This window comes from Aliiroseovarius crassostreae (assembly GCF_049803815.1).
Lineage (GTDB): Bacteria > Pseudomonadota > Alphaproteobacteria > Rhodobacterales > Rhodobacteraceae > Aliiroseovarius > Aliiroseovarius crassostreae_A.
Window position 1 is genome coordinate 732,825 of sequence record NZ_JBNAGI010000001.1, and the last position, 25,706, is coordinate 758,530.

At 61.8% G+C, this 25,706-nt stretch carries 23 protein-coding genes; 4 read left to right on the forward strand and 19 right to left on the reverse strand.

All coding sequences use genetic code 11. From position 1 onward, the window contains the following. Nucleotides 1–142 precede the first annotated feature (142 nt). From ACP15V_RS03545 to ileS, 8 genes are all read right to left on the reverse strand, one after another. Nucleotides 143–952, reverse strand: coding sequence for an SDR family oxidoreductase (locus ACP15V_RS03545; RefSeq protein ID WP_424942299.1), 810 nt, complete (start codon nt 950–952; stop codon nt 143–145). Between the two features lie 25 nt (nt 953–977). Further along, nucleotides 978–1,958 carry a calcium/sodium antiporter gene (locus ACP15V_RS03550; RefSeq protein WP_424942300.1) on the reverse strand — a complete coding sequence of 327 codons (981 nt, stop codon included), beginning with the start codon at nt 1,956–1,958 and terminating at the stop codon, nt 978–980. Nucleotides 1,959–1,961: 3 nt separating this feature from the next. Continuing rightward, the gene (locus ACP15V_RS03555; RefSeq protein ID WP_424942301.1) at nt 1,962–2,138 is read right to left on the reverse strand and encodes a hypothetical protein; all 177 of its coding nucleotides are present in this window, start codon (nt 2,136–2,138) and stop codon (nt 1,962–1,964) included. After that, nucleotides 2,139–2,936 carry a S49 family peptidase gene (locus tag ACP15V_RS03560; protein ID WP_424942302.1) on the reverse strand — a complete coding sequence of 266 codons (798 nt, stop codon included), beginning with the start codon at nt 2,934–2,936 and terminating at the stop codon, nt 2,139–2,141. 89 nt (nt 2,937–3,025) lie between these two features. Next, nucleotides 3,026–3,787 (reverse strand): ABC transporter permease, encoded by a 762-nt coding sequence (locus ACP15V_RS03565; RefSeq protein ID WP_424942303.1) that lies wholly within the window; start codon nt 3,785–3,787, stop codon nt 3,026–3,028. Further along, nucleotides 3,784–4,707, reverse strand: a complete 924-nt coding sequence (locus ACP15V_RS03570) for an ABC transporter ATP-binding protein (RefSeq protein ID WP_424942304.1) — start codon at nt 4,705–4,707, stop codon at nt 3,784–3,786. Before ACP15V_RS03570 ends, ACP15V_RS03565 begins: the two co-directional genes overlap by 4 nt. A 51-nt stretch (nt 4,708–4,758) precedes the next feature. Beyond that, nucleotides 4,759–5,217, reverse strand: a complete 459-nt coding sequence (locus ACP15V_RS03575; protein ID WP_424942305.1) for a methylated-DNA--[protein]-cysteine S-methyltransferase — start codon at nt 5,215–5,217, stop codon at nt 4,759–4,761. A 269-nt stretch (nt 5,218–5,486) separates the two neighbouring features. Further along, nucleotides 5,487–8,411, reverse strand: coding sequence for an isoleucine--tRNA ligase (gene ileS, locus ACP15V_RS03580; RefSeq protein WP_424942306.1), 2,925 nt, complete (start codon nt 8,409–8,411; stop codon nt 5,487–5,489). A 270-nt stretch (nt 8,412–8,681) separates the two neighbouring features. Here ileS and ACP15V_RS03585 point away from each other — a divergent pair, with 270 nt between their 5' ends. Beyond that, complete coding sequence (locus ACP15V_RS03585) at nt 8,682–9,119, forward strand: group III truncated hemoglobin (RefSeq protein WP_424942307.1); 438 nt, start codon at nt 8,682–8,684, stop codon at nt 9,117–9,119. Between the two features lie 115 nt (nt 9,120–9,234). On the opposite strand, the gene ACP15V_RS03590 is transcribed toward ACP15V_RS03585, so the two are convergent. The 9 genes from ACP15V_RS03590 to ACP15V_RS03630 all read right to left on the reverse strand — a co-directional run bounded on the left by ACP15V_RS03590 (nt 9,235) and on the right by ACP15V_RS03630 (nt 19,000). Next, nucleotides 9,235–9,717, reverse strand: coding sequence for a DUF2269 family protein (locus tag ACP15V_RS03590; protein WP_424942308.1), 483 nt, complete (start codon nt 9,715–9,717; stop codon nt 9,235–9,237). Then, complete coding sequence (locus ACP15V_RS03595) at nt 9,717–11,012, reverse strand: SDR family oxidoreductase (RefSeq protein WP_424942309.1); 1,296 nt, start codon at nt 11,010–11,012, stop codon at nt 9,717–9,719. Before ACP15V_RS03595 ends, ACP15V_RS03590 begins: the two co-directional genes overlap by 1 nt. After that, nucleotides 11,009–13,804 (reverse strand): DUF2339 domain-containing protein, encoded by a 2,796-nt coding sequence (locus tag ACP15V_RS03600; RefSeq protein ID WP_424942310.1) that lies wholly within the window; start codon nt 13,802–13,804, stop codon nt 11,009–11,011. The genes ACP15V_RS03595 and ACP15V_RS03600 overlap by 4 nt, the downstream gene beginning before the upstream one ends. Nucleotides 13,805–13,877: 73 nt before the next feature. Beyond that, complete coding sequence (locus ACP15V_RS03605) at nt 13,878–14,885, reverse strand: YcjF family protein (protein ID WP_424942311.1); 1,008 nt, start codon at nt 14,883–14,885, stop codon at nt 13,878–13,880. Then, nucleotides 14,882–15,319 (reverse strand): N-acetyltransferase family protein, encoded by a 438-nt coding sequence (locus ACP15V_RS03610; protein WP_424942312.1) that lies wholly within the window; start codon nt 15,317–15,319, stop codon nt 14,882–14,884. Before ACP15V_RS03610 ends, ACP15V_RS03605 begins: the two co-directional genes overlap by 4 nt. Then, the gene (locus ACP15V_RS03615; RefSeq protein WP_424942718.1) at nt 15,316–16,731 is read right to left on the reverse strand and encodes a YcjX family protein; all 1,416 of its coding nucleotides are present in this window, start codon (nt 16,729–16,731) and stop codon (nt 15,316–15,318) included. Before ACP15V_RS03615 ends, ACP15V_RS03610 begins: the two co-directional genes overlap by 4 nt. Nucleotides 16,732–16,849: 118 nt before the next feature. Continuing rightward, on the reverse strand, nt 16,850–17,713 hold the full coding sequence (gene yghU, locus ACP15V_RS03620) for a glutathione-dependent disulfide-bond oxidoreductase (protein ID WP_424942313.1): 864 nt from the start codon (nt 17,711–17,713) through the stop codon (nt 16,850–16,852). 31 nt (nt 17,714–17,744) lie between these two features. Next, entirely contained in the window at nt 17,745–18,344 is a 600-nt protein-coding gene (locus tag ACP15V_RS03625; protein ID WP_424942314.1) for a TetR/AcrR family transcriptional regulator, read from the reverse strand. Nucleotides 18,345–18,346: 2 nt separating this feature from the next. Continuing rightward, complete coding sequence (locus ACP15V_RS03630; RefSeq protein WP_424942315.1) at nt 18,347–19,000, reverse strand: DsbA family oxidoreductase; 654 nt, start codon at nt 18,998–19,000, stop codon at nt 18,347–18,349. Nucleotides 19,001–19,130: 130 nt separating this feature from the next. On the opposite strand from ACP15V_RS03630, the gene truA reads away from it, so the two are divergent. Continuing rightward, nucleotides 19,131–19,898, forward strand: coding sequence for a tRNA pseudouridine(38-40) synthase TruA (gene truA, locus ACP15V_RS03635; protein ID WP_424942316.1), 768 nt, complete (start codon nt 19,131–19,133; stop codon nt 19,896–19,898). Here truA and ACP15V_RS03640 read toward each other — a convergent pair. Beyond that, complete coding sequence (locus ACP15V_RS03640) at nt 19,874–21,289, reverse strand: pyridoxal phosphate-dependent decarboxylase family protein (RefSeq protein WP_424942317.1); 1,416 nt, start codon at nt 21,287–21,289, stop codon at nt 19,874–19,876. The two genes, truA and ACP15V_RS03640, sit on opposite strands and share 25 nt — an antisense overlap. An 89-nt stretch (nt 21,290–21,378) precedes the next feature. Further along, nucleotides 21,379–22,503 (reverse strand): DNA alkylation repair protein, encoded by a 1,125-nt coding sequence (locus tag ACP15V_RS03645; protein WP_424942318.1) that lies wholly within the window; start codon nt 22,501–22,503, stop codon nt 21,379–21,381. Between the two features lie 319 nt (nt 22,504–22,822). On the opposite strand from ACP15V_RS03645, the gene parE reads away from it, so the two are divergent. Together parE and ACP15V_RS03655 are read left to right on the forward strand one after the other, a co-directional pair. Next, the gene (parE, locus tag ACP15V_RS03650; protein ID WP_424942319.1) at nt 22,823–24,793 is read left to right on the forward strand and encodes a DNA topoisomerase IV subunit B; all 1,971 of its coding nucleotides are present in this window, start codon (nt 22,823–22,825) and stop codon (nt 24,791–24,793) included. Continuing rightward, the gene (locus ACP15V_RS03655) at nt 24,786–25,409 is read left to right on the forward strand and encodes a hypothetical protein (RefSeq protein WP_424942320.1); all 624 of its coding nucleotides are present in this window, start codon (nt 24,786–24,788) and stop codon (nt 25,407–25,409) included. The genes parE and ACP15V_RS03655 overlap by 8 nt, the downstream gene beginning before the upstream one ends. Nucleotides 25,410–25,706: the final 297 nt, after the last annotated feature.

Consider the following 25,706-nt stretch of genomic DNA (forward strand, 5'->3'; position numbering starts at 1 on the left):
CTATTGCAAGACCTTGTTTTTAAAGGATAAAAATATGTACATTTTGTAAACTCATGATTTCATTGCAAAAAACATGATTAACCTTAGGGAAGAACTGAACAGGTGTACAACTTTACGCGGATTGGTCAGATCCGGGGGGATGTCAGGGGGTTTGCCCTTCCACCCCGCGAACATCCGGGGTCTTCCATCCCAGGTGCTGACCGCCATCCACGGCAATGATCTGCCCGGTCACGGAAGGCGCGTTCAAGAGATACGAGAAGGCCGCCACGATATCCTCTGCCCCGGCCCCTCGGCCCAAAACAGTGCCCGCGCGCTGACCTGCAAAATGTGCCTCGGACTGGCGGTGACCGATCAGGGTTGGCCCTGGCGCGATGGCGTTCACCCGCACATGGGGCGCAAGCCCTTGTGCCGCCGTTTGGGTCAGGGTCCACAGCCCCGCTTTGGCCAGCGTATAGGTCATGAATTCCGGTGTCAGTTTCTTGACCCTTTGATCTACCATATTGACCACAAGAGCCTGCGCCTTGGGTTCTTCATTTTCATCGATCACCGCGTCCGGTGCCTGATCTGCAAAAGCCTGGATCATGAAAAACGGCGCCCGCAGGTTGGAATTGATGTGGCGATCCCACCCGTCCTGCGTGGCGGTGTGGATATTGTCATACTCGAAAACGGACGCATTGTTCACCAGGACCGTCAACGCCCCCCCCAGCGCGTCCGCGGCCTGTGGCACCAGAGCTTCGGCGGCCGACATATCCAGAAGATCCGCCTGCAGGGTCACGGCGTTCTGCCCCAGATCGCGGATCATCGCAGCGGTTTCCTCGGCCCCATCCGCGGATGAGGCGTAATGCACCGCAACGTCATATCCCTGACGGGCGAGCTCCAGCGCCATGGCGCGGCCCAGCCGGGCCCCCGCGCCCGTGACCAAAGCCCGTTTGTCCGATGCGGATTTTACCATGATGCTCTCCTTCGCGGTGCGCCCCTTAGTGGATCAGCACCACCGAAACATAGACCAGATAGAGCAGCGTCAGAACCCCGCCCCAGATCCGGCCCATATGCCATTTCCAGAAGACGAAGGGCGCCAGCATGGCTGACACGGCCAGCATGACCCAGATGTCAAATTGCAGGATACCCGGTTCCACCGGGATCGGCCCCACCAGAGAGGCCACGCCGATGATGGCCAGAAGGTTGAACATATTCGACCCGATCACATTGCCCAGCGCCACATCCGCCTGATTGCGCAGGGCGGCCATAACGGTGGTGGCAAGTTCCGGCAGCGACGTGCCCAGCGCCACAAGGGTCAGCCCGATCACGGTTTCCGACACGCCCACTTCGCGGGCGATGTTGGTGGCGGCATCCACCAGCAGGTCCGCGCCCAGCGGCAGGCCGATCAACCCCAACAGAAGGAACATGATGACCTTCCACCAGGCCATATCCGGGTCGGCCCCTTCGACCTCTTCTTCGTCCTCATCGACGCAATCCACGGCCTCGCCCGCCTTGCAGGCGCGACGGTGGCCCATGGCGTCGCCAAAGGCCGAGAACAGGATCAGACCAAGCGCCGCCAGCAGCACAAGCCCCTGCACCCAGGTGATCACATTGTTGAACGAGAAGAAGCACAAAGCCGCAAAAAGGACCGATGCCGCCATCATCTGCTTATAGCTTTTGCGCGTGTCGCAGCTGCCGGTCGACAGGCCCCGCATCAGGGCAGGCACGCCCAGCACCAAAAGGATATTGGCGGTGTTGGACCCCACCACGTTGCCCAAGGCCAGCCCCGGCACCCCTTCCATGATTGCCTGCACCGAAATCAACAGCTCTGGCGCCGAAGTGCCAAAGGCCACGATGGTCAGCGATACAATCAGCGCAGGCACGCCAAGGCGCAGCGACAGGTTGACTGCGCCGCGCACCAGACTGTCGCCCGCCAAAAGAAGAATAAGCAGGCCAAGGGCCGCAAGTATCAGATCCAAGGCCTAGCCCCTTCCCCTACAGTCACATCCGTTTTTCCGGGCCGATTTGCCCAGAAGAAACCGCCCGCAGCGGGGGCATTTCATCGCGTCCACCTGTTTTTGGCCCGGGTAGCGCAGCTTGCCAAACATGGCCAGCACGCCCATGGCGACCAGAAACAGGACAACAATCTTGATCACCATCTAAAGACCAAAGCGCGCAAACTCGGCCCGCTCCTCGATCTGGGTGATGGCATCATTCACAACATTCAGGCCAAAGCGCGACAGGATCCCGCGCCGCCCGCCATAGACGCGAAAGCGCACCTTGTCGCCAAAGCGGTCTTTCATGGTGGGCACCAGATGGCCGATCCCATCGGCCAGCCCCTTTTCCACCGCTTTGCGGCCCAGCCAGATTTCGCCGGTAAAGAGATCTTCGCCCTCGGGCAGTTTGCCCGCCCGCCGGGTTTCCACATGGGTTTTGAAATTGACGTGGATGTCGTCCAGCAGGTCCTTGAGGCGCTCCACATCCTCGGGGTTTTCCGGGCGGAACGGATCGAGCTGTGATTTCGACTTGCCCGCGGTATAAACCCGGCGATCCACGCCCAGTTTTTCGATCAGCCCGGTCAGGCCAAAGCCCGCGGATATCACCCCAATCGACCCAAGGATCGAGCTCTCGTCCACCAGGATTTCATCGGCAGCGGTCGCCAGCCAATAGCCCCCCGACGCGGCCACATCTTCGACAAACGCCACAACAGGCACGTCTTTTTCGGCCGACAGGCGGCGAATGCGCGCGGCGATCAGGCTGGATTGCACGGGCGATCCGCCGGGCGAATTGATCACCAGCGCGACGGCCTTGGGTTTGCCCTTTCGAAAGGCGCGCTCAATCGCCGGGGCCAGGGTGGCGTCATTCAGCTGGCCGCGATTGCCCGACGCAATCATGCCCTGTAGGCGGATCACCGCAACCGTCGGCGGTCGTTTCATGAAGGGGATCAGGTTTACCATGGGGGTGATGTAGTCTGCCTTAGGTCCGGTCTCAAGGGTCACGACGGGGCATTTCTCCCCGTTGTGACAAGCGTGTCATCAGGACACGGTCAGCTGCGCAGCCGCCACCCGGTGCGGAAGATCCATCCGATGGCCAAAAGGCAGGCGGTCATGAAGCCGCCGATCGCCACCACCGACCAGACAACCGACACATCCGCCACGTCAAAAAACGCCCATCGGAAGCCCGAGATCAGGTACACGACCGGGTTAAACAGCGTGATCGTCTGCCAGACCGGTGGCAACATCGAGATCGAGTAGAACGATCCCCCCAGAAACACCAAGGGGGTGATCACCAGAAGCGGCACCAGTTGCAGCTGTTCGAAATTGCCGGCCCAGATGCCAATGATGAACCCCAACAGCGCAAAACTGAGGCAGGTCATGACAAGAAAGGTCAGCATCCAGACCGGGTGCGCGATGGTCAGATCGACAAAGAAATGCGCCGTGGCAAGGATGATCAACCCGATCATCAGCGCCTTGGTCGCCGCCGCCCCGACATATCCAATCACGATCTCGATGAAAGACACAGGGGCCGAGAGGAGTTCATAAACCGTGCCGATAAACTTCGGGAAATAGATCCCGAAGCTCGCGTTGGTGGTGGCCTGCGTCAGCACCGTCAGCATGATCAGACCGGGCACGATGAAGGCACCGTAGCTGACCCCCTCCACCTGGTCGATGCGCGACCCGATGGCCGCGCCGAACACCACGAAATAGAGCGAGGTGGACAGGACCGGCGAAATCACCGACTGCGCCAGCGTGCGAAATGTGCGGGCCATTTCAAAACGATAGATGGCCTTGATGGCGTTCCAGTTCATGCCCCATTCTCCTTCACGAGGTCGACGAAGATCTCTTCGAGCGAGCTTTGCTTGGTCGACAGATCCACCATATGCAGGCCAGCTGCGCGCAGGTCAGCCAGAAGACCGGTGATCCCGGTGCTGTTGGCCTGGGTGTCGTAGGTGTAGACCAGATGACCGTTTTCCAGCGTAACGCCCTTCTCGGCCAGCGACTGCGGAAGGTCTTCAATCGGGTCGGACAGTTCGATCTGCAATTCCTTTCGGCCCAGCCGTTTGATCAGCGCGTCTTTCTCCTCGATCAACAGGATTTCCCCGCTGGAAATCACCCCAATCCGGTCGGCCATCGCCTCGGCCTCTTCGATGTAATGGGTGGTGAGGATGATGGTCACGCCGGTCTCTTTCAGCCGGGCGACAATCTCCCACATATCCTTGCGCAATTCGACGTCGACGCCCGCGGTGGGTTCATCCAGAAACAGAATACGCGGGTCATGGCACAGCGCCTTGGCGATCAGCACCCGGCGCTTCATACCGCCCGACAGGGTCATGATCCGGTTGTCTTTCTTGTCATGCAGGCTGAGCAGTTTCAGGATCTCTTCGATCCGCGCATCATCACGCGGCTTGCCAAACAGCCCACGCGAAAACCGCACCGAGTTCATCACCGTTTCAAACGGTTCCAGATTAATCTCCTGCGGCACCAGCCCAATCAGGTCGCGGGCGGCCCGGAAATCACGCGCATGGTCATGCCCGCCCACCGTGATGGTGCCGGACGTGGCCGTCGCAATGCCGCAAACAATTGAAATCAGGGTGGTTTTACCGGCGCCATTCGGGCCAAGCAGGGCCAGGATCTCGCCTTCTTGGATCGACAGATCCACACCTTTCAGGGCCTGATGCCCACCGTCATAGGTCTTGGTCAACCCGCTGACCTTCAAGATCTCGGTCATGGTCCCTCCTGTCTTCCCCATCTGCCCGTCTTTGTGCGCGGGCCAAAGGCTTCAAATAAGCAATCCGGCGGCACCTTCAAGGCGCAAAAGCTGAACTTTTGTCTCCACCCCGCCCGCGCCGGAAAATCCAGTGAGTTTTCCGCCCGCGCCCATGACCCGATGACAAGGGATAATGATCGGGATCGGATTGCCACCGCAGGCGTTGCCCACAGCCTGGGCAGAGTTACCGGTGATCTTGGCGATCTCGCCATAGGTCCGCGTCTCACCATAAGGGATTGCCGTCATGGCATCACAAACCACGCGCTGGAAATCTGATCCCTTCACCCGCAGCGGCAGATCAAACCGCGTCAGCCGCCCGTCGAAATAGGCAGAGAGCTGCGCGCGGGCTTCTTGCAAAAGAGGGCTGTCACCCACCTGCGCGGCGTGCCCCCACCCAAGCCGTACAATCGCGCGCTCGTCTTCGGTGACAAAAAGCGGCCCGACCGGCGAGGAAATAGAGATCAAATTCATCCTGCCACCCTGCCCCATCGTCCCCGCTCAGACAATCCGAAGCCTGCGCATTTGGGGCGTCGCCCCCGAGCCTGCGGCTCTCCCCCAGGATATTTTTGACCAGAAAATGAGGGGACACCTGAAAGCGGCCGTTTTTTCTTGTCTCAAATATCCCGGGGTAAGCGGCGCAGCCGTGAGGGGCAGCGCCCCTGATCACGCGCAGCCCAGCGGCGCAATACCACAAAAAAGGGCGCGCCGCGGCGCGCCCTTTCGAAAGATACCTAGTGGGGTCAGTCCAGCGCGTCGTCGCAGCGCCCACAGGTGCCGGCGTGATCGTGGCTCCCCACATCCGGCAGGATCTTCCAACAGCGCTGGCATTTCTCGCCTGATGCTTTTTCAAACACCACCCCCACGCCTTCAACTTCCGGCAGGCGGAAGGCCTCGGCGGGCAGCGGGTCACCGGTCAGCACGATCTGCGAGGTGATGGCCACATCTTCAAACGTCACGGTTTTCAGCGCCTCCAGCACATCGGCGTCCCGCACATGCACCACAGGCGCGGCTTCCAGCGAGGCGCCGATCACCTTGTCGCGACGCTGCACCTCCAGCGCGGCGGTGACCACACGGCGCACGCGGCGGATGCCAGCCCATTTTGCGGCCAGCGGTTCATCCAGCCAATCGGCCGGCGTGTCCGGCAGGTCGACCATATGGACCGAGCTGTCATCCCCCGGGAACCGTTCCAGCCAGACCTCTTCCATGGTGAAACACAGCACCGGCGCAAGCCAGGTGGTCAAGCGGTGGAACAGGATGTCCAGCACGGTGCGCGCCGCACGGCGGTTCAGACTGTCTTCGCCGTCGCAGTAAAGCGCGTCTTTGCGGATGTCGAAATAGAAGCTCGACAGATCCACGGTGGCAAAGTTGAACACGGCCGAGAACACGCCCTGGAAGTCAAAGGTTTTGTACCCTTCGCGCACGGTGTGATCGAGTTCCGCCAGACGGTGCAGCACCCAGCGCTCGAGCTCGGGCATATCGGGCACATCCACGCGCTCGGCCGCGTCAAACCCATGCAGGTTGCCCAGCATGAAACGCATCGTGTTGCGCAGGCGGCGATAGCTGTCAGCCACACCCTTCAGGATCTCGTCGCCGATGCGCAGATCGACCGAGTAATCCGATTGCGCGACCCACAGGCGCAGAATGTCCGCGCCATATTGCTTGATCACCTGTTCCGGCGCGATGGTGTTGCCCAGCGATTTGGACATCTTCATGCCCTTCGCATCCAGTGTGAACCCGTGGGTGATCACGTTCTTATACGGCGCACGGCCTTTGGTGCCGCAGGCTTGCAGCAGCGACGAGTGGAACCAGCCGCGGTGCTGGTCGGTGCCTTCCAGATAGACATCCGCGATGCCATCTTCGGTGCCATCTTCGCGGTCGCGCAGCACAAAGGAATGGGTCGACCCACTGTCGAACCACACGTCGAGCACATCGAAGACCTGTTCATACTCCGACGGGTCGGCGGCATTGCCGATAAAGGCTTCTTTCGCGCCCTGTTTATACCAGGCATCCGCCCCCTCGGCCTCAAACGCGGCGGCGATGCGCGCGTTCACCTCTGCGTCGCGCAGCAGGAAATCCGGGTCCGTTGGCAGCGCGCCCTTTTTCACGAAACAGGTCAGTGGCACACCCCAGGCACGCTGACGCGACAGCACCCAGTCGGGGCGCGCTTCGATCATCGAATAGAGGCGGTTGCGGCCGGCCTGCGGCCACCATTTCACCAGCTTGTCGATTGAATTGAGCGCGCGGGTGCGGATGGTTTTGCCCATCTCGTCCTGCCCATCCCCCACGTCGCGGTCCACCGACGCAAACCATTGCGGCGTATTGCGGAAAATTACTGGCGCTTTGGAGCGCCACGAGTGCGGATAGCTGTGGGTCACGCGACCGCGCGCAATGATACCACGCCCCCCATTTTCGTTGACCTCAACCAGCTTGGCGATCACCGCGTTGTTGGCCTTGCCCTCTTTGCCCTTGCGGTCAAAGACCTGAAGGCCTGCGAAGAACGGCACATGGGGCAGGAACTCAGATTCCTCACCCACATTATGGGTCATCCGGTCGATCCAGTTGCGCTTGACGAAACATTCATAGTCGTCGGCACCGTGGCTGGGCGCGGTGTGGACAAAGCCGGTCCCGGCGTCATCGGTCACGTGGTCGCCGTCGATCATCGGCACGTCGTAGTCCCAGAAGCCTTCTGCTCCGTCGAGACCGGCAAAGGGGTGCTTGAGGATCATACCTTCGAACTCGGATGGGTCCACGTCGCGTACGCGGGTAAACTCTGTCACACGGGATTTACCCAGCGCATCCTCGGCGAGATTGTCCGCAAAGAGATACAGGTCCCCCGGTTTGGTCCAGCTTTCGTCCTCGGTCGCGTCCACGCGGTAAAGCCCATAGGCCACCTTGTCATTATAGGCCACGGCCTTGTTTGACGGGATGGTCCAGGGGGTGGTGGTCCAGATCACCACGCGGGCGGCTTCGAGGTCGCCCTCGGCATTGGCAAACGAGAACGGCACCCAGATCGTGTGCGATTTATGATCGTGATATTCGATTTCGGCCTCGGCCAGCGCGGTCTTTTCAACCGGCGACCACATCACGGGTTTTGAGCCCTGATAAAGCGTGCCGTTCATCAGGAACTTCATGAATTCCTCGGCAATCACCGCTTCCGCGTGGAAGTTCATGGTCAGGTAGGGATCGGCCCAATTGCCGGTGACGCCCAGACGTTTGAACTCCTCGCGCTGGATGTCGATCCAACCCTCGGCGAACTTGCGACATTCCTGACGGAAATCGACCACGTCGACCTCATCCTTGTCGCGGCCCTTCTTGCGGTATTGCTCTTCGATCTTCCATTCGATCGGCAGACCGTGGCAATCCCAACCCGGCACGTAACGCGCATCAAATCCCATCATCTGATGCGAGCGCACAATCATGTCTTTCAGGATCTTGTTCAGCGCGTGGCCGATATGCAGGTGGCCGTTGGCATAGGGCGGGCCGTCATGCAGCACAAAGGGGGTGCGCCCTTCGGCCTTGCCCTTTTCACGCAGGCGATCATAGACGCCGATCTTGTTCCACCGCTCCAACCAGCCGGGTTCGCGTTTTGGCAGGCCCGCGCGCATCGGGAAATCGGTCACGGGAAGGTTCAGCGTGTCTTTATATTCGGGAGTGTCGGCACACATGTGTCCGGTCCTTTTCGGAAACTTTACGAATGTCTGGGAAGGAGCGGCGCGGCAGGTCCATACGCCTTGTCCCGGCGTCTCAGTTCGCGAGCGCCGGGCTTATAATTCGAATAATGATGATCGCCTGATGGTACATCATGAGGGCGTTATAGGCCTGTGCGCCTGCGGCGTAAAGCCATGATGGCGGGCCACCCTGCGCTGAATTGTCCGCGCAACACCACTTGGCGGGCGCCGCATTTCCACCTATTTCTATCGGGAAAGAGGTGCCCCATGACACAAGCCACATCCCGGCCCAACCCGATGCAGCTGTTTGACATCACCGGCGATCAAATTGACCAGGTGCTGACCCGGTTCTATGCCCGTATCCGCACCCATCCGGAGCTGGGCCCGATCTTCAACGGCCATGTGGGCATTTCGGACGCGGAATGGGACGACCATATCGCTCTGATTTCGCGCTTTTGGCAGGGCGCAATCCTGCGGGAACCCGGCTATGACGGGAACCCGATGCGCGCCCATATGCAGGCGGGCAATGTGATGGCCGAACATTTCGACCCCTGGCTTGCGCTGTTTGAAGAGGTGGTGACAGACACTTTGCCCCCACAAACCGCCCGCCCCTGGATTGCGCTGGCGCACCGGATCGGGCGCGGCTTGCGGCTGGGCGTCGAAGACCTGCATCGCCCTAAAGATCAGGCGCCATCGTTGTTTTAAACTGCCTGCCTCCGGCGGGGATATTTAAAGACCAAAGATGATACGCCGCATGTCGCCATCTTTGGTCTCGAAATATCCCGGGGTGAGCCTCGAAGAGGCGAGGGGCAGCGCCCCTTCACCACAGGTCAGGCCGCGCATTCATCACCCAGAAGATCGCAAGCATCGCCGCAAAAGCAGGCCAGCCGAAGGCGAACCAGATACGGTAAAGACGGTGATATTGCTCCGGCAGATCCGCCCCATCACGTGCGGCCCCACGCGCAAGGTCCCGTAATCGGATCTGGATCCAGACCACGGGGAGCCAAAACACGCCCACAAAAAGATAAAGCCCGATCCCAACCAAAAGCCATGGCTCGCGAAGGCTCCACCCTAACTCCCAGGCCAAAAGCGTGCCGGTGATCGGTTGCAGCACCGCCGCCGTGGTGGTGAATACCATGTCGGCAACCACCACGATCCCGGCCACATGGGCAATCAGCGCCGGATCGCGAGAGCGTTGTGCCATCACCATGAAAAACGCGATGCCGGCCCCGGTGCCCATCAGCACCGCGGCCCCCAGAACATGCGCCCAGCGCAGGAAAAGCGCCCACTCGATCCCCTCCATCACCGCTCCTCCAGCAGCACGCGCAACAACATGGCGGACAGGATCACCGGGATCACCTTGACCAGCGGCCCCAGCGGATCGAACCAAAGCTGCGGGGTGAGAAGACTGGCCGACACAAGGTAGATCAGGCTGACCACAATCATCGCGATGCACGCACGCGCGGCGTGACGACGCCACAAAAGGGCCAATCCAATGGTGATGTCCACGGCAGACCAGAACAGCACCGCGGTTTTGGCGGCCATGTCGGACCATCCGACTTGGGTCAGAACCCCTGCGGCTTGCGGCAGCGAGATGACCCCCATCACGCCAGAGAGGATCCAGAAGATCGACAGGCCCAGCAGGATCAGCGGCATCAGCAATGCCAGCCGCGCCTGCAGCCGATGTTCGGTTCCAACAGGAATTCGCGTCAGGATTTGATCAAGTGAAGCCACCTGCCCACACGCTTCCCGAAAGGCGGTGGGGTCGCCGGTGATCCCGTCGCGCAATACGGCCAGAGCGGTCGAGCGCAGCGGCGAACGCCAGCCAAGCCGCCCCAGCCCGTCCGCCATCCGCCCAACCAAAGGCAGCAGGATCCGGGGCATTGGCAAGGTCAGGCGCGCGGGCGCAAAGCCCAGCCAGAGTCGATGCGCGGCCACAACCTCGCGCAGGGGGTGCGGTGTGTCCTCGACCAGATCTATGGGCTGTCCTCTGGGCAGGCGCCCGGCCAGCGCATCCTCCACCGCCTGACACAGATCACCCAAGCCAACGCATTGCACCGGAGCCTTCCCCAGGGCCATCGGCTGCACCCAAGGCACGGCGGACAACATGCGCAACAGCTGTGTGCCGCCATAGGCCTGCTGCGCAATCACCAGCCCCGGGCGCAAGATCCAGACCGGCGCACCAGACGCGAGCAATGCCGCATCCCCGTCCGCCTTGGTGCGGAAAAACGCGGTGGAGGCATCTGGGCGGACGCCTGCCGCCGAGATCTGCACCACTTGCACCCCTCGCGCGGCGGCCTCTTTGCCCAAGGCCACCAGCATATCGTGATGCACGGCGGCAAGATCATCCTCGCCGCCGTCTTGCAGGGCGCCCGCGCAGTTCACCACGGCATCGATGCCCTGCAGCACCTCGTCCCATGCGGTCGTGTTGGTCAGCCCCCTAAGATCGGCAATGCGCCAATCCAAATCCGGGAAACTCCGCCGTGCCGTTTTGGCATTGCGGCCCAGTCCAATCACCTCATGACCCATGGCCTGCAGGTGGCGCACAACCCCGGCTCCGATCAGCCCATAGGCCCCAAGAACGAGAACGCGGCTCATGGTGCGCGCTCTGGGTTGACCCCCTCGGGCGTGCCGTCGCGCGCCTGCATTGCAGCCCAACGGTTGAGCCACGCAAGACCCGCCAGCGACAGGCCCAGAGCCAGGAAGGAAAACACCCGCATCAACCCGTCGAGCCCTGAGATATCCACAAGGAACACTTTGGCCACGGTCAGCGCAATCACCCCCATCGCCACACGGCGCAACAGATCAGATCGCCGCGCGATGGCCTGATACAGGAGCCCCGCACCGAGGATCAGAAGCGCAACCGTGTAGGTGTAAAGCTCTGGCTGGCGCATGGGTTCGGCGACCAGCACCGGGCCACGCCAGAAATGGGCAATCTCGGATGTGCTCCAGAACAGAAGCAGCCCCGCCCCGCTGGCCAACAGGCCAAGTCGCAGGTGTTTGTGAAGATGTGCCATCTGTCTGGCGACCACCAACAAAAGCAGCGCCGGAAGGGCATAGGCCACAGCCAAGGTGCTGATCACCGGCCAGCCGTGGATTACCTCAGACACGGTGAGGAACGGGTTATCGATCATCAGAGCGCGGGCAATATAGGCCACCCCCAAAACGGCGTAGATTCCGCCCAACCCCATACGCAGGGCCGCCAATCGCCCGCCCAATTGCAGACGCCAGCCCTGCACAGCGGCAGCCACCAGCCAGATCAGTGCGTTCAGACCCGCACCCCAATGGCGGTCGCCATGATCCCCGGTCAGATGCTCGATCCCACGATCCAAGATCAACGCGGCGTAGATCGCAATCAAAGACAATACCGCGCTTTCCAGGGTAACAAGCGCATTTATGCGATTGCGCGGTTTCGCCTGCACCCAGGCGGCCCCAAGCGCGAGGATCGACCCGAGATAGGCGAAGCTGACCTGCCAGATCGGGGCATGTTGTGCCCAGGGCAGGCCGGGATCCAAAACCAGACGGGCCGAGGTCAGGATCGCGCCGATGACGGCAAACCAGGCCAAAAGCGGCAGGTCGAACCGCCGGTCGACCTCAACCGCAACCAACACCGTGATCGCAAGGGCCACGGTCAGGGCCGAGGGCGACAGGATCAGCATCAGCGCGAAACTGATCAGCCCCAGCGCCGAGATCAGCACAAGCGACAGGCGCATCCGGTCGTCGTCCCCCGCCCGCGCAAACCGCTCCAGCTTCAGCACCATCAGCGCCGCAAGCGCCAGCGCGGTCAGCGCCCAGGGGTAGGCGCCGATGATCTGGACCGGTTGCCAGGCGACCTCTAGCGAGATCAGCATGGCCGGGGCCATCAGCGCCGACGCCCCCGCCCAAACACAGGGATGACGGGCCTGTGTCAGGCTGCGCCAGGCGGCAATCACACCAAGCACGGCGGCCAACCCAACCAGCAGAAACGGCGCGTTCTGGCTGGTGGTCGCGGTCCCATCAGGCAGATCTTCGATCGCGCCCTGATATGCCGTGCTCCAAGTCCCTTGCTCAAGCCAGACCAAGGCAATCAGGCCCAGCGCGGGAAGGATCGGCAGGTCTTCCATCGCCTGTGACCCACGTCCCCAGATGGCCATGCCGCCGGAGAGGGCCGTTAAGGCAAAAGCGGCCAGCCAGAACTCGGCCTGACCGGCCTGCGCCGCCGCCAACAGCCATGCCGTGCTGCCCGCCATTGTCAGATGCAACAGCGCCATGCGGCGGGGCAAGCCACTGGCGGACCGGGTTCGGATCAGATGGGGCACAAGTGCCGCGCCCGAAAACGCGGGCCACAGGCGCCACCCCATCACGAGGATCGCGGCAAAGGGCATGATCAGCGCAAATCCGATCACCCATTCCGGATCCACATCGGCCGCCATCACCAGCACAAACAACAGCGCGTATCCCAATCCCAACGACAAGGCAGAAAGCCAGTGCCAACGGCGATAGGTGTCAATGCTCAGCCCGACAAGGGTGACGATGCCAAGGTATCCGACAACCGGGGTGGCGTCGCTGTTCCCGCCCAACAGGAAGGGGGTGATAAACGCGCCCACGATGCCCAGCACGGACAGAAGCGGGCCGGTCAGCCAGCCCAGAAGGATCGCCCCCCCGGCCACGGCCAGAAGCCCGGCAAAACAGGTGGTTGGGCCTATCAGATCATACAGGTGGCGCGCCGACAGGACGGCCCCGAACAAGGTGACAATGCCTGCCCCTGAAAAGACCGAGGGCAGGAAGGCCACCGGGCTGTCCTCGCCATCGCCCCAACGCTTGCGCAGATATTCGCCCGCGCCGACCAGCGCAGCCCCAAAGCCCAGGGCCGCAAGCACCCGGGCGGTGGGCGGCAGCAGGCCGTTTTCGATCCCATATTGCACCAGAAAGATCCCGGCCAGCGCCAACGACACGGCCGCCACCGCATAGACCCAGTTCTGGGTGATCCAGGTGGTGAACTGCCCCATCGCCTTGTCAAAGGCGGACGGTTTGCGCACGGCTTTCGGCTTGGACACAGCGGCACTGGCAGAGGCGCTGGCCGGTTTCGCCGTCGCCGGACGCGGGGGTTTGGTGGGTGGTTCAACCCGCCCTGCCCCCCAAGGATCAGGGGTATTAGTGGGGGATGAAGGGGGCACAGCTGGTGCGATTGTGACCTCACTCTCCTCCGCCGGTTCAGGAGAAGGCGCAGTTTTTTCCGCGAGTGCCTCGCCACGCATGAGCCCTGCCAAATGGGCTTCGGCCTTCCCTATCCGCGCGGACAGATCAAGGTTTTCGCGCGACAGCTTGCCCGCGCGCACCAAAAGGTAAATCACCGCAATCGGCAGCCCCAGACCGTAAAGCCCTGCCAGTAAAACCAAAACCGCTTCCATCACCCACTCCTTACATTTGCCCTGACCTTATCGGGCAATCAGGAATGAGGCCATAATGGAATACCTGACCGGCTTAACTCTTGCCGAACAATCCGGTCAGGGCGCGTTTCACGATACCCGAAACGGCGGGGCGTTTTCTGGCCGTAAAAGGCAGCGGGCGGCAGGTTTCGATGGCGGCCACCCCAACGCGGGCGGTCAGCGCACCGTTCACCACGCCCTCGCCGAACCGGCGGGAAAGTTTTGACAGGATGCTGCCCCCGGCAAGCGAGCCCAAAAGGTCATCCCCCACGGCGACAGCGCCGGTGGCCACCAGATGGGTCATCACCGCGCGCAGCAGGCGCCAGCTGCCCATGGTGCCCGCGCGCCCGCCGTAAATCTCGGCCACGCGACGGATCATGCGGATGTTTGAGGTCAGCGCCGCGATCACATCGGCCAGCGCCACGGGGACGATGGCGGTCACGGTGGCCACCTGCCGGGCGGCGGCCTCGACCTCGCGCAGGGCGGCCTGATCGAGCGGCGACATCAGCTCGTTTTCGGCCAGCGCCACAAGACTGTCGGCGTCAAACATATCGTCGCGCCGTTCGGCCAGACGATCCAGCCCCCATTTCAGCTCGGCCCGGCCGCGATAGAACCGGGTCAGCTGATCGACGGCCCGGCGCGCCTCGCCCAGATCCTGGTGGGCAATCGCTTCGCTGACCGCATGTTGCAGACGGTCGACGCGTTTCAGCCGCACCAGCGCGAGCATTTCCTTGACCGCCAGCGCCAGCGCCACCGCAAGAAACGCGACGAGCAGCGCAAGGGCCACGACCCCCAAAGCCGGGTTTCGGTCGATCAGCCCGGTCACGAAATCATAGGCTGCCACCGACAGCATAAAGCCCACAATCGCCAAAAAGAGCGACCAGAACCACCGCCTGAGCCGCGACGGTTTGCGTGCGGTCATCATCGCCACGCTGTGCATCGCGGCCCCGGTCGGGGCCACCTCCTGTTCCGGCACCGGGGGCACATCCGCCGGAGACATCGCCTCGGCCTCGTCCAGTTCAATCAACACCGGGCCCTTGGTGTCGCGCGCCTTATCGGTCATGGCGTGGCCCTCCATTCAAATCGGATGTCCGGCAGGCCTTCGTCATTGTCCTGCCCATCGGTGCGGTGGGTTTCGATGAACCCCTCACGCAGGTAGAACCGCCGCGCGGGATCATTTGCGACGAAGGTGTAAAGGCCCAGATGGTCACAGTGGGCCTTGGCCTGATCCAACAATGCCTTGCCCACGCCGCGCCCGCGGGCGTGCGGCGCGAGGTAGAGCGCATGGATTTCAGACGCGTCACGCGCCAAAAACCCCACCACACGCTGCGGATCGCGCGCCACCTGCACCCAGCCTTTGTCGACCAGCATCCGGGCGAACCCCCGTTCAGCCCCGCGCGAATGGGCGCGCGGCATCCACGGTGTGGACGCGTTCCAGGTGCTGAGGATATTGGCGATGGCCGGGGCATCGGCAGGGGTCGCTTGGGTGATCCTCATAACCGATCTCCGATCAGGAATTCCGCCGCTTTATCAAGCCGGATATGCGGCGGGCCTTCGCCGGGTTTGAGGGAAAGCTCGGCGGGCGCAAAGCGCATCACCTCGTAATCGGCATCCAACCACGCCTCGGCCCCCTTTCGGGCCGGGGCAAGCAGGCGGGCGGGATCGTCGGGCAGGGCACCCGGATAAAAGGCCGCGGTTTTGCCGGTATCGAGCAAACGCCCGCGCACGCAGTTCAACATCTCGCCCTTATGGTCGATCTGCGCCTCAACCGTGGTGCGCAGGGACGCAAGCGACAGGGCGGCGGTTTTGGCACCCGCAAAATCCGCACGATCCTTGGCGTCGCGCAACAGCGCTTCGGTGATCGCGGTCAATTGGGGATGCTGCGAATGGTGCAGATGGTCGGCTTTGGTGGCCGCAAAGAGGATGCGCTCCACCCGGCGTCCCAGAAACAGTTGTGACAGGAAGGCGTTGGAGCCGGGGCGGAAGGCGGCGAGGATCTCGGCCATGGCGCGGCGCAGATCCTCCAGCGCGGCGGGGCCCGCATGGATCGCCCCCAACACGTCGACCAGCACCACCTGACGGTCAATGCGCGAGAAATGATCGCGGAAAAACGGTTTCACCACGCGGGATTTATAGGCCTCGAAGCGGCGGTCAAACTCGCGGTAAAGCGACCCGCGCGGCGGGCGATCAAGCGGGGGCAGCGGCGCGAAGGTCAGCGCGGGTGAGCCTTCCATGTCGCCCGGCAGCAGAAAGCGACCGGGCGTACAGTCGGAATAGCCCTCTTCGCGCGCGGCCTTGAGGTAGGTGGCAAAATGGTCGGCCAGCGCCTTGGCCTGGGGTTCATCCAGCTTGGCAGAACTGTCGGTCCCGGTCGCCTGCGACAGGTAGGCCTGCGCCGGCGGCCGGTGTGCGATGCGGGACAGCGTGTCGGCGGACCATTCGGCAAAGCTCTGATCCAACAGGGCAAGGTCCAAAAGCCACTCGCCGGGGTAATCCACAATATCCAGATGCACGGTGCGCGGGCCGCGCAGCCCGCCCAAAAGCCCGGTGGGTTGAACGCGAAACGACAGGCGCAGTTCGGAAATCGCGCGGGTGGAGGCGGGCCAATGCGGGCTGGGGCCGGTCATCGCCGCAAGGTGGGTTTCGAAATCAAACCGCGGCACCAGATCGTCGGGTTGCGGTTGCAGGAACGCGGTCTGGATGCGGCCATCGGCAGCGGCCAACAGACCCGGCATTCGCCCCCGGTTCATCAGGTTCGCCACAAGCGAGGTGATGAACACGGTTTTGCCCGCGCGCGACAACCCCGTCACGCCCAGACGGATCACCGGTTCAAACAGCGCCTCGGACGTGGCATCGCCCACCGCCTCGATCTGGCGCGAAATACTGTCTGCGATATCGCCAAGCCCCACAACCGTCTCCTTGCCGGGTTTCTTCTGTGAATTCAGATAGAAGATAGGCGCGCGCGGGGCGATTTGGTAGGGGGGAGCTTTCAAAGGCCGCTCCCCCCCAATCACGGTTGGGCCAAGATCAGGCCTGCTCTTCCAGCTTGTCTTGGGTGCGCAGGTCAAAATCCGAGGCGTCGTGGCGTTCGCGCAGTTGCTGATCCAGCGGCCCCCAGGTGCGGTTCACGATCCGGCCCCGCTTCACCGCCGGACGGTCCGCGATCTCTTCGGCCCAGCGCATCAGGTGTTTGTAGCTTTTCACGTCCAGAAATTCCGCCGCATCATAGGCCTCGCCCAGCACGACATTGCCGTACCAGGGCCAGGTGACCATGTCGGCGATCGTGTAGTCGTCGCCGCCCAGATAGCGATGATTGGCCAGTTCACGATCCAGCACATCCATCTGGCGCTTGGCTTCCATGGTGAAGCGGTTGATGGCGTATTCGAATTTCTCCGGCGCATAGGCGTAGAAATGGCCGAACCCGCCGCCCAGATAGGGGGCCGATCCCTGCAGCCAAAAAAGCCAGTTCATCACCTCGGTGCGATGGGCCAAGTCCTCGGGCAGGAAGGCGTCGAATTTCTGCGCCAGATACAGCAGGATATTGCCGCTTTCAAAGACCCGCACACCCGTGTCGTGATCAAACAGCGCCGGGATTTTCGAGTTCGGGTTCACGGCGACAAAGCCGGACGAAAACTGATCCCCCTCGCCAATCTTGATCAGATGCGCGTCATATTCCGCCCCCTTGATGCCCCGCGCCAGCAGCTCTTCGAGCATGATTGTGACCTTCTGGCCGTTGGGCGTGCCCATGGAATAAAGCTGCAAGGGGTGGTCGCCCACCGGCAGGTCTTTGTCATGGGTGGGGCCGGCGATCGGGCGGTTGATGCTGGCCCATTCGCCACCGTTTTTGTCCTCCCAGGTCCAGACCTTCGGGGGGGTGTATGCGTCGCTCATGTCAGTTCCTTTTTACGTGTTGTCCTGATGGTCAGGTGTTTGATTTCAAATTTTCGATTTCGGTTGCCATATCCTCGGCCAGATCCGTGAGCTCCTGCGGGGCCATCCCCTGCATCAAGGCCAGGCGCAGGGCCGACAGGTTGGCCTGATACCGCCGGGCCAGACGTCGCACATCGGCAGTTGCGGGCAGCAGCCCCAAATCACGGGCGCGGGCAAAGACCGCGGCGAACTCGGCCTCCATATCGGCAAGATACCTGCGGGTGGTGGTGGCCAGCGCCGGATCGGTGGCATTGGTGTCCACCAGGCTGCGGGTCAGCATACAGGCGCCACAGCCCAGATCACCGGGGGTCAGCCGGGCCAGGCTGCGTAGGTGGTCGGCAAGCGCCGCCAGCGGGTCCGTGGCGCGGGCAAGCTGCGCGCGCACCCCTTGGCGGGACTTGTCGAAGTAACGCTCCAGTGCCAACAGATAGAGGTTCTCCTTGCTGTCAAAGGCCGCGTAGATGCTGCCCGGTTTCATCGCCAGCGCGGCTTCCAGATCCTTCAGGGATGTGGCGTGAAAGCCCTTTTCCCAGAAAAGTGCCATCGCCGCGTCCAGCGCGGTGTCGCGATCATATGGGGCGGCGCGAGCCATGGTCACACACTCTCTTTGGTCAGTTCGGTCAGGATTTTGGCGTAAGTGTCGACGCCTTGCGCGCCGGTCACCAGATGCTGGCGGTCAAAGATCATCGCGGGCACGCCTCGAATGCCGTGACCGGCCCAGAAGTTTTGCACAGCGCGCACGTCACTGGCATAGCGCTGATCGTCGAGCACTTTTGCGGCCTCGTCCCGGTCAAGCCCAATCTCACCCGCCACATCAACCAGCACCGATGGGTCTGACAGGTTGCGCGCTTGGGTAAAATGCGCCGCAAACAGCGCCTGTTTCAGATCGTGCTTCCGCCCCTGTTCGTCCGCCCATTGCAACAGCTGATGGGCGTTGAACGTGTTGTGCATGCGGGTCTCATCGGTGAAGCGGAAGGCAAAGCCCAGATCGTCGCCCAGCGCGGTCAGCCGCGCCCGGTTTTCGCGCGATTGTTCCGGGGTTGATCCGTATTTCTCGGCCAGATGCTCCGCCAGGTTCTGCCCCTCCGGCCCCATATCGGGGTTAAGCTCAAACGGGTGCCAGTGGATCTCATGTGCAACCCCGGTGCCCTTCAGGGCCTGGGCGAGTTGGCGATAGCCCACGACGCACCAAGGGCACATCACGTCCGACACGATATCAATGCGCAGGGGGGCGGGTTGATCTGACATAGGTCACTCCTTCTTTCGACCCGATATTGGGGGTGCGCCGCGCAGAAACAAGGGGCAGCTTGAGTGATCACTCAAATGTGAGCGAAACGCCCCTCTTGCCCTGCCCCGCCGGTGCGGATATGCCCGACCCATGCCCAGATACGCTTTGAAAATCGAATATCACGGTGCCGGATATGCCGGCTGGCAGCGCCAGAAAGATCAGCCCTCGGTGCAGGGCGCGATCGAGGCCGCGCTGGCGCGGTTGGAGCCGCGCGATCACACGATTGCGGCGGCCGGCCGGACCGATGCGGGGGTTCATGGGCTGGGGCAAGTGGCGCATTGTGACATGGAAAAGGCGTGGGATCCGTTTCGCCTGTCAGAGGCCCTGAACTATCACCTGAAAGACGCGCGGGTGGCGATTGTCGATTGCGCCCGCGTGGACGAGGATTTTCACGCGCGGTTTAGCGCCACCGAACGCCGCTATCTGTTTCGCCTTGTGTCCCGCCGCGCGCCGCTGACCCATGACCGGGGGCTGGCCTGGCATGTGAAACACCCGTTGGATGCAGCGGCGATGCAGGCGGGGGCGGACCAGCTGATCGGGTTGCATGATTTCACCACTTTCCGATCGTCGATCTGTCAGGCGGACAGCCCGGTGAAAACGCTTGATGAGCTGCGGGTGGAAGAGATCAAGCGCGCCAATGAGGTGGAATATCGGTTTTACGTGCGCGCCCGGTCGTTCCTGCACAATCAGGTGCGATCCTTTGTCGGCACGTTGGAGCGTGTGGGCGCCGGGGCCTGGTCGCCTGATGATGTTCGCGAAGCGCTGGAGGCAAAATCGCGCGCTGCCTGTGGCCCGGTCTGCCCGCCGGAAGGGCTCTATCTGGCCGGTGTCACCTACCCCACAGACCCCTTCGCCTGAATCACGGCATCCAGCGCGGCAAGGATATCATCCTCGGTGGTGCGATGATTGACGATGGCCGCACGCAGGCAGGTCACGCCGTTCACATCGGTGGTGGAAAACACGGCCTCGCCGGACAGTTGCAGCGCCTGCGCGATGCGCGCGTTCAGAAGGGATTGGTCCACCGGGGCGCGGCCCGGATCAGCAGTGAAGACGCAGATGTTGGACGTGACCGGGGCCAGCACTGCCATCCCGCGCGCGGTGGCTTCGCGCCCCATCAAGGCGGCCTGCTGGCAATTTCGGGTGATCGCGGCGGCGAAGGCCGCTTCGCCGAACATTTCCAGCGCGCACCAGACCTTGATCGCCCGGTTGCCGCGCGACAGGTCGATGCCATAGTCACAAAACCACGGGTCGCCCCCGGCCAACCCATGGTCCGCGCCCTGCAAATAGGCGGGACGGGCGGCAAAGGCCGCGCGGTGGGTGGCCTCGTCGCGGATCAGCGCCAGCCCACAATCATAGCCCACCGACATCCACTTGTGGAAATCCAGCGCGATGCTGTCCGCCCGGTCGATCCCGTCGGACAAGGCGCGCCAAGGCTGATCCGCCAACCGGGTCCAGGCGCCAAAGGCCCCGTCGACGTGCAGCCAAAGATTTTCGCCAGCCGCGATATCCGCCAAGGCATTCAGATCATCAAAGCCACCCAGATCCACCGATCCGGCGGTGCCGATAATGGCCAGCGGACGGTGTCCATTGGCACGGTCTTTGCGAATGCGCGCCAGAAGCGCGGCTGTGTCCATCCGACCATCCGGGGCCGGGATCAGGCGCAGGGATTTGTGCCCCATGCCCAACAGCTCCACCGCCTTGCGCGTGGCGTTATGCACCCCCTCGGCGGCGTAGCAGGTGAACCCCAGAATGGTGCCTTCGGCGCGCAGAGTGTCCTGCGCCTGGACCCGTGCGCATTGCAGCGCGATCACCGTGGCCTGCGAGGTGCCGGCGGTCAGCACGCCGCTTGTCCCCTCGGGAAACCCCATCTTGCGGCGGGTCCAGTCGATCACCGCCCGTTCCATTTCATTGGCCCCGTGATTGCGCCCGCCGCCATTTGTGTTCAGCGCCGCCGCCACCATGTTTGCGAGGAAATCTGACGCAAGCCCCGTGCCCTGCACCCAGCCCCAGAAACGCGGATGGGTGTTGCCCCCGTGAAATGGCAGCACGTCGCGGGTGATCCGCTCGATCAGGTCGCCCTGCCCGCCAATCGCATAACGCTCTTCTGCATCTTCAGGCGGGGCCTGCCACGGGTGATCGCGCGCGGTTTCCATTTGCGACATGCACCGGTCCAGAAGGTCATGGGCCTTGGCACGAAAGGCGTCCCAGTCCTTGGGGTCAAGTTTGGATGGTTCGAAACTGGTGGTCATGGTCGGCCCTCCCTGCCTGGTCGGGTTACCCCCAGGGGGTGGATAGCAGCTTACCTAGCGTCAACTCAATACACTTGATGTCGCAACCATCAGATTAGCGCAAACGGAACCCCGCCAAGCATCTGCCCATTCACCTGCACCATCAGATAATGCGTGCCGGGATAAAGGCGAAATGTTGTGGCGTTTCCCTTGAAGAAATGGGATTTGCTCAGACGCAGGGTCTGTCCGGGCGTCATGGTGAGGTTTTTCAGCTTGAACACTTTCTCGCGGATTTTTCCCCCGGGCCGCTGAAACCGGATCACATAATCGACAATCACCGGTTCTTCGCGGGTGGCGGTCAGGTCGAAAGCAAAATCCAGCTTGGTGTCAATCGGCACCTGCCCGTCCGCCGGGGTCAACGTGATCTCGCCCATCTCCACCTGCGCATCTGGCCGAAACCCCAGCAAATCAAGCGCGCCGGGATGGCCCTGTTTGATCAGGGTGCGGCAGGCATGGCGGGTCATCCAGGCCAGCTCTTTCGGGTCCTGCTGTGCCACATCCCGCCAGCGCGAAAGCGTATCCACCACTAGATCAGGGGCGGTTTTGGCAATGTCATTCAAGTGATTTGCCACGGATCGGGTCACATAACGGGTCGGATCGGCATGCAGCGCATTAAGGATCGGGATCGTCTCTGCGACATTCCAACCGATCCGCGCGCCCCAGGGCAGGTTCGGGCGACACCCTTCGCTGGCCAACCGCCGCACGTGATAATTCTCATCCCGCGCCCATTCGGACAATACGCCCTGCATCCGCGCCTTGTGGCGGATCAAAAACGGGCGGATGGCAAACTCCATCGAAAAGCGCCGGGTCAGCGCGTGCAAAAGCGGCAGGGCGGCATCGAGATCGTCCAGCCCGTTGCGCGCCACGAACTGACCGAAGGGATCAATGATAAAATCGCCAAAATCATCATCGCTGTTGGTGGGGTCCAACTCTGGTGGAAGCGCCTTGTGGATCACCTCTGCCGCTGCAGAAAAATCATCCGGCAAGTGATCTTCCAACACCTCGGCAATCCACAGGATCCGCGCCTTCAACTCCAGTTCCGGCAAGCGGGCCATGACCTGCGCCTGAAACGCAGCCGCCTCAAACCCCGGCGCGGCCCGTTGCAGCCATCCGGCCAACAGCGCCACTTTCTCGGCATTGATCAACTGGTCCTTCAGGCTGAACCCTTCACTCATACCATCCTCCCACGCCGATTTGTTCACCTTTCACCCCACACTACCCACACCGCGATATGGCGCAAGGGAAAAAGGGGCGTTGCCCCTCGCGAGGCAAGCTCGCTCACCCCAGGATATTTCCGGACCAAAGATGGCACCAGCCCTTCATCTTTGGTCAGCAAATATCCCGGGGTGAGAGCGGAGCTCGAGGGGCGGAGCCCCCTCCCCACTTATACACAGCTATTTCCACCCCAACCCGAACGGGGGGCTTCCCCCCGCCCGATGCCTCGGCCATAATACAGGACCAACGAGCAGCACAGCATTTCAAGGCGGCATATACATGAGCGAAGACCTTCTGGCCGAGCACACCCCAACCCCGGGTCACGACACCTATGACGCATCTTCGATCGAGGTGCTTGAGGGCCTTGAACCGGTGCGGCAACGCCCGGGCATGTATATTGGCGGCACCGATGAACGCGCGCTGCACCACATGGTGGCCGAGATCCTTGACAACTCGATGGACGAAGCGGTGGCCGGGCACGCCAATCGGATCGAGATTGAGCTGCACGCCGATTACGCCGTGACCATCCGCGACAACGGGCGCGGCATTCCAATTGATCCGCACCCGAAGTTTCCCGACAAATCCGCGCTGGAAGTGATCCTGTGTACGCTGCACGCGGGCGGCAAGTTTTCCGGCAAGGCGTATCAGACCTCGGGCGGGTTGCATGGCGTGGGGTCATCGGTGGTGAACGCGCTGTCGGACAGCATGGTTGTCAAGGTCGCCAAGAACAAGGAAATGTTCGAACAGCGCTTTTCGCGCGGGTTGCCTTTGGGCGGCGTTGAAAAGGTGGGCGCGGCCCCCAATCGGCGCGGCACCGAAGTGACGTTTCACGCGGACGAACAGATTTTCGGCAAGCATCGCTTTAAACCGAAACGCCTGTTCACGCTGGCGCGCTCCAAGGCCTACCTCTTTTCCGGCGTCGAAATCCGCTGGAAATCCCACATTGATGATGGCGAAACGCCGACCGAAGCCACGTTCCACTTCCCTGGTGGGTTGGCCGATTACCTGCGCGAAACCCTGGGCAAGGCGAGCGTTTACGCAGAGGCGCCTTTCGCGGGCAAGGTGGAGTTTCGCGAGAAGTTTGGCGCGCCGGGATATGTGGAATGGGCGATCAACTGGACGCCTTCGCGCGACGGCTATATCCAATCTTACTGTAACACCGTGCCGACCCCCGAAGGCGGCACCCATGTCACCGGGTTCTGGGCCGCGATCCTGAAGGGGATCAAGGCCTATGGCGAGCTGGTCGGCAACAAGAAAGCCGCCAATATCACCCGCGATGATCTGTTGACCGGGGGCTGTGCGCTGGTCAGCTGCTTCATCGCGGATCCGGCTTTTGTCGGTCAGACCAAAGACCGCCTGTCGACCGAAGCCGCCGCCAAGATGGTCGAGCAATCTGTGCGCGACCACTTTGACAACTGGCTGGCGGCGGACACGAAATCGGCGGGCGCGATCCTTGATTTCCTCGTGCTGCGCGCCGAAGAACGCCTGCGCCGCCGTCAGGAAAAAGAAACCCAGCGCAAATCGGCCACCAAAAAACTGCGCCTGCCCGGCAAGCTGACCGACTGCACCTCAAAAGACCGCTCCGGCACCGAACTCTTCATTGTCGAGGGCGACAGCGCGGGCGGATCCGGCAAGGGCGCGCGCAACCGCGAAACACAGGCGCTTTTGCCTCTGAAGGGCAAGATCCTGAACGTGTTGGGCGCGGCCTCATCCAAGCTCGGGTCCAACGCCGAGATCAACGACCTGTGCGAGGCGCTGGGGGTTGGTATGGGCACCAAATTCCGCGTGGATGACCTGCGGTATGACAAGATTATCATCATGACCGACGCGGATGTGGACGGGGCGCATATCGCGTCACTGCTGATGACGTTTTTCTTCACCCAAATGCGCCCGCTGATCGACGCGGGGCACCTCTATCTGGCCTGCCCGCCGCTGTTTCGTCTGACGCAAGGCGCCAAGCGTGTTTACTGTCTGGACGAGGCGGAACGTGATGAATGGCTGGAAAAAGGTCTGGGCGGCAAAGGCAAGATCGAGGTGTCGCGGTTCAAAGGTCTGGGCGAAATGGACGCGAAAGACCTGAAAGAAACCACGATGGACCCCAAAACCCGCACCCTGATCCGCGTGACGATTGACGAGGACGAACCGGGTGAAACCGCGACATTGGTGGAGCAACTGATGGGTAAAAAGCCCGAGCTGCGGTTCCAGTATATTCAGGAGAACGCCAAGTTCGCTGAGGATTTGGATGTTTAACAGGATCATTGAAGGCCTGCGCATTTCACTTTTTTTTCTAGTTGCTCTGTTCATATGGGCGATCTGGAGTTTGGAACCGCTGCTGAAGAACAATCCAGCTGACTTTCAAGCCGCAGGTTCGATTGTCGTTGCTTGGGCAATATTGTTTTACGGTCGCGACCGGCTGGCGCGGGAGAACGCAATCCATTCTTCAAACAAAGCTCTTCTCGTGGCCGCGCACAATTCCATTGAAGCTCGGCTGGAACTTCATAAGTCAATTGCAGAAAACACGCAAAATATGAACATGATGGCTTACGCGAAGCTAATACGGCTACTCGGCATACGAGACAGCGAACTAGGTTGCAATGATGAAGCAATCGAGAGGCTGGAGCTGACCGTGAACGATACCAAAAAGCATATTGAACTACATGAAGCCGCTGTCGATGCGGACGGCGAGTTATCAAAGCAACTAGAGCTAAGCAACGACGTGGAATCAACCCAGAAACCTTGGACCAAGCTTCTCTACCGAGCAGAGCTTGGTTTCGCAGTATTCGGGACGTTGCAGTGGGGCTATGGTGACAAGTGGGTTGGCGCGGCTCATGTTTTAGTCCCAGGACTAAAGCACTGGTGGTACTGAGTGGAGCGGAGCTGTCTGATGGTGCAGAGGATGAGGAAAGCGCTCGTTCGTACAATTGCAGAATTCTTAGCACGTGCGCAGCACGGGCCACGCCCGACCCTCCCCACGGGAGGGCGTATTGCGACGGTTCCGGGTGATGCTACGTTGAGGTTCTATCACACCACCCGCCAAGCCCCATTGTTCCGAACGCCCACCCAGGGTCGGGCGTGGCCCTTCGGTCGCGCAGTGTGAGAGGGCGCTGTCCGGCCTTCGACCGGACGGGGTATTTGTGTGGAGCGCAACGCTACTTAAGCCAAG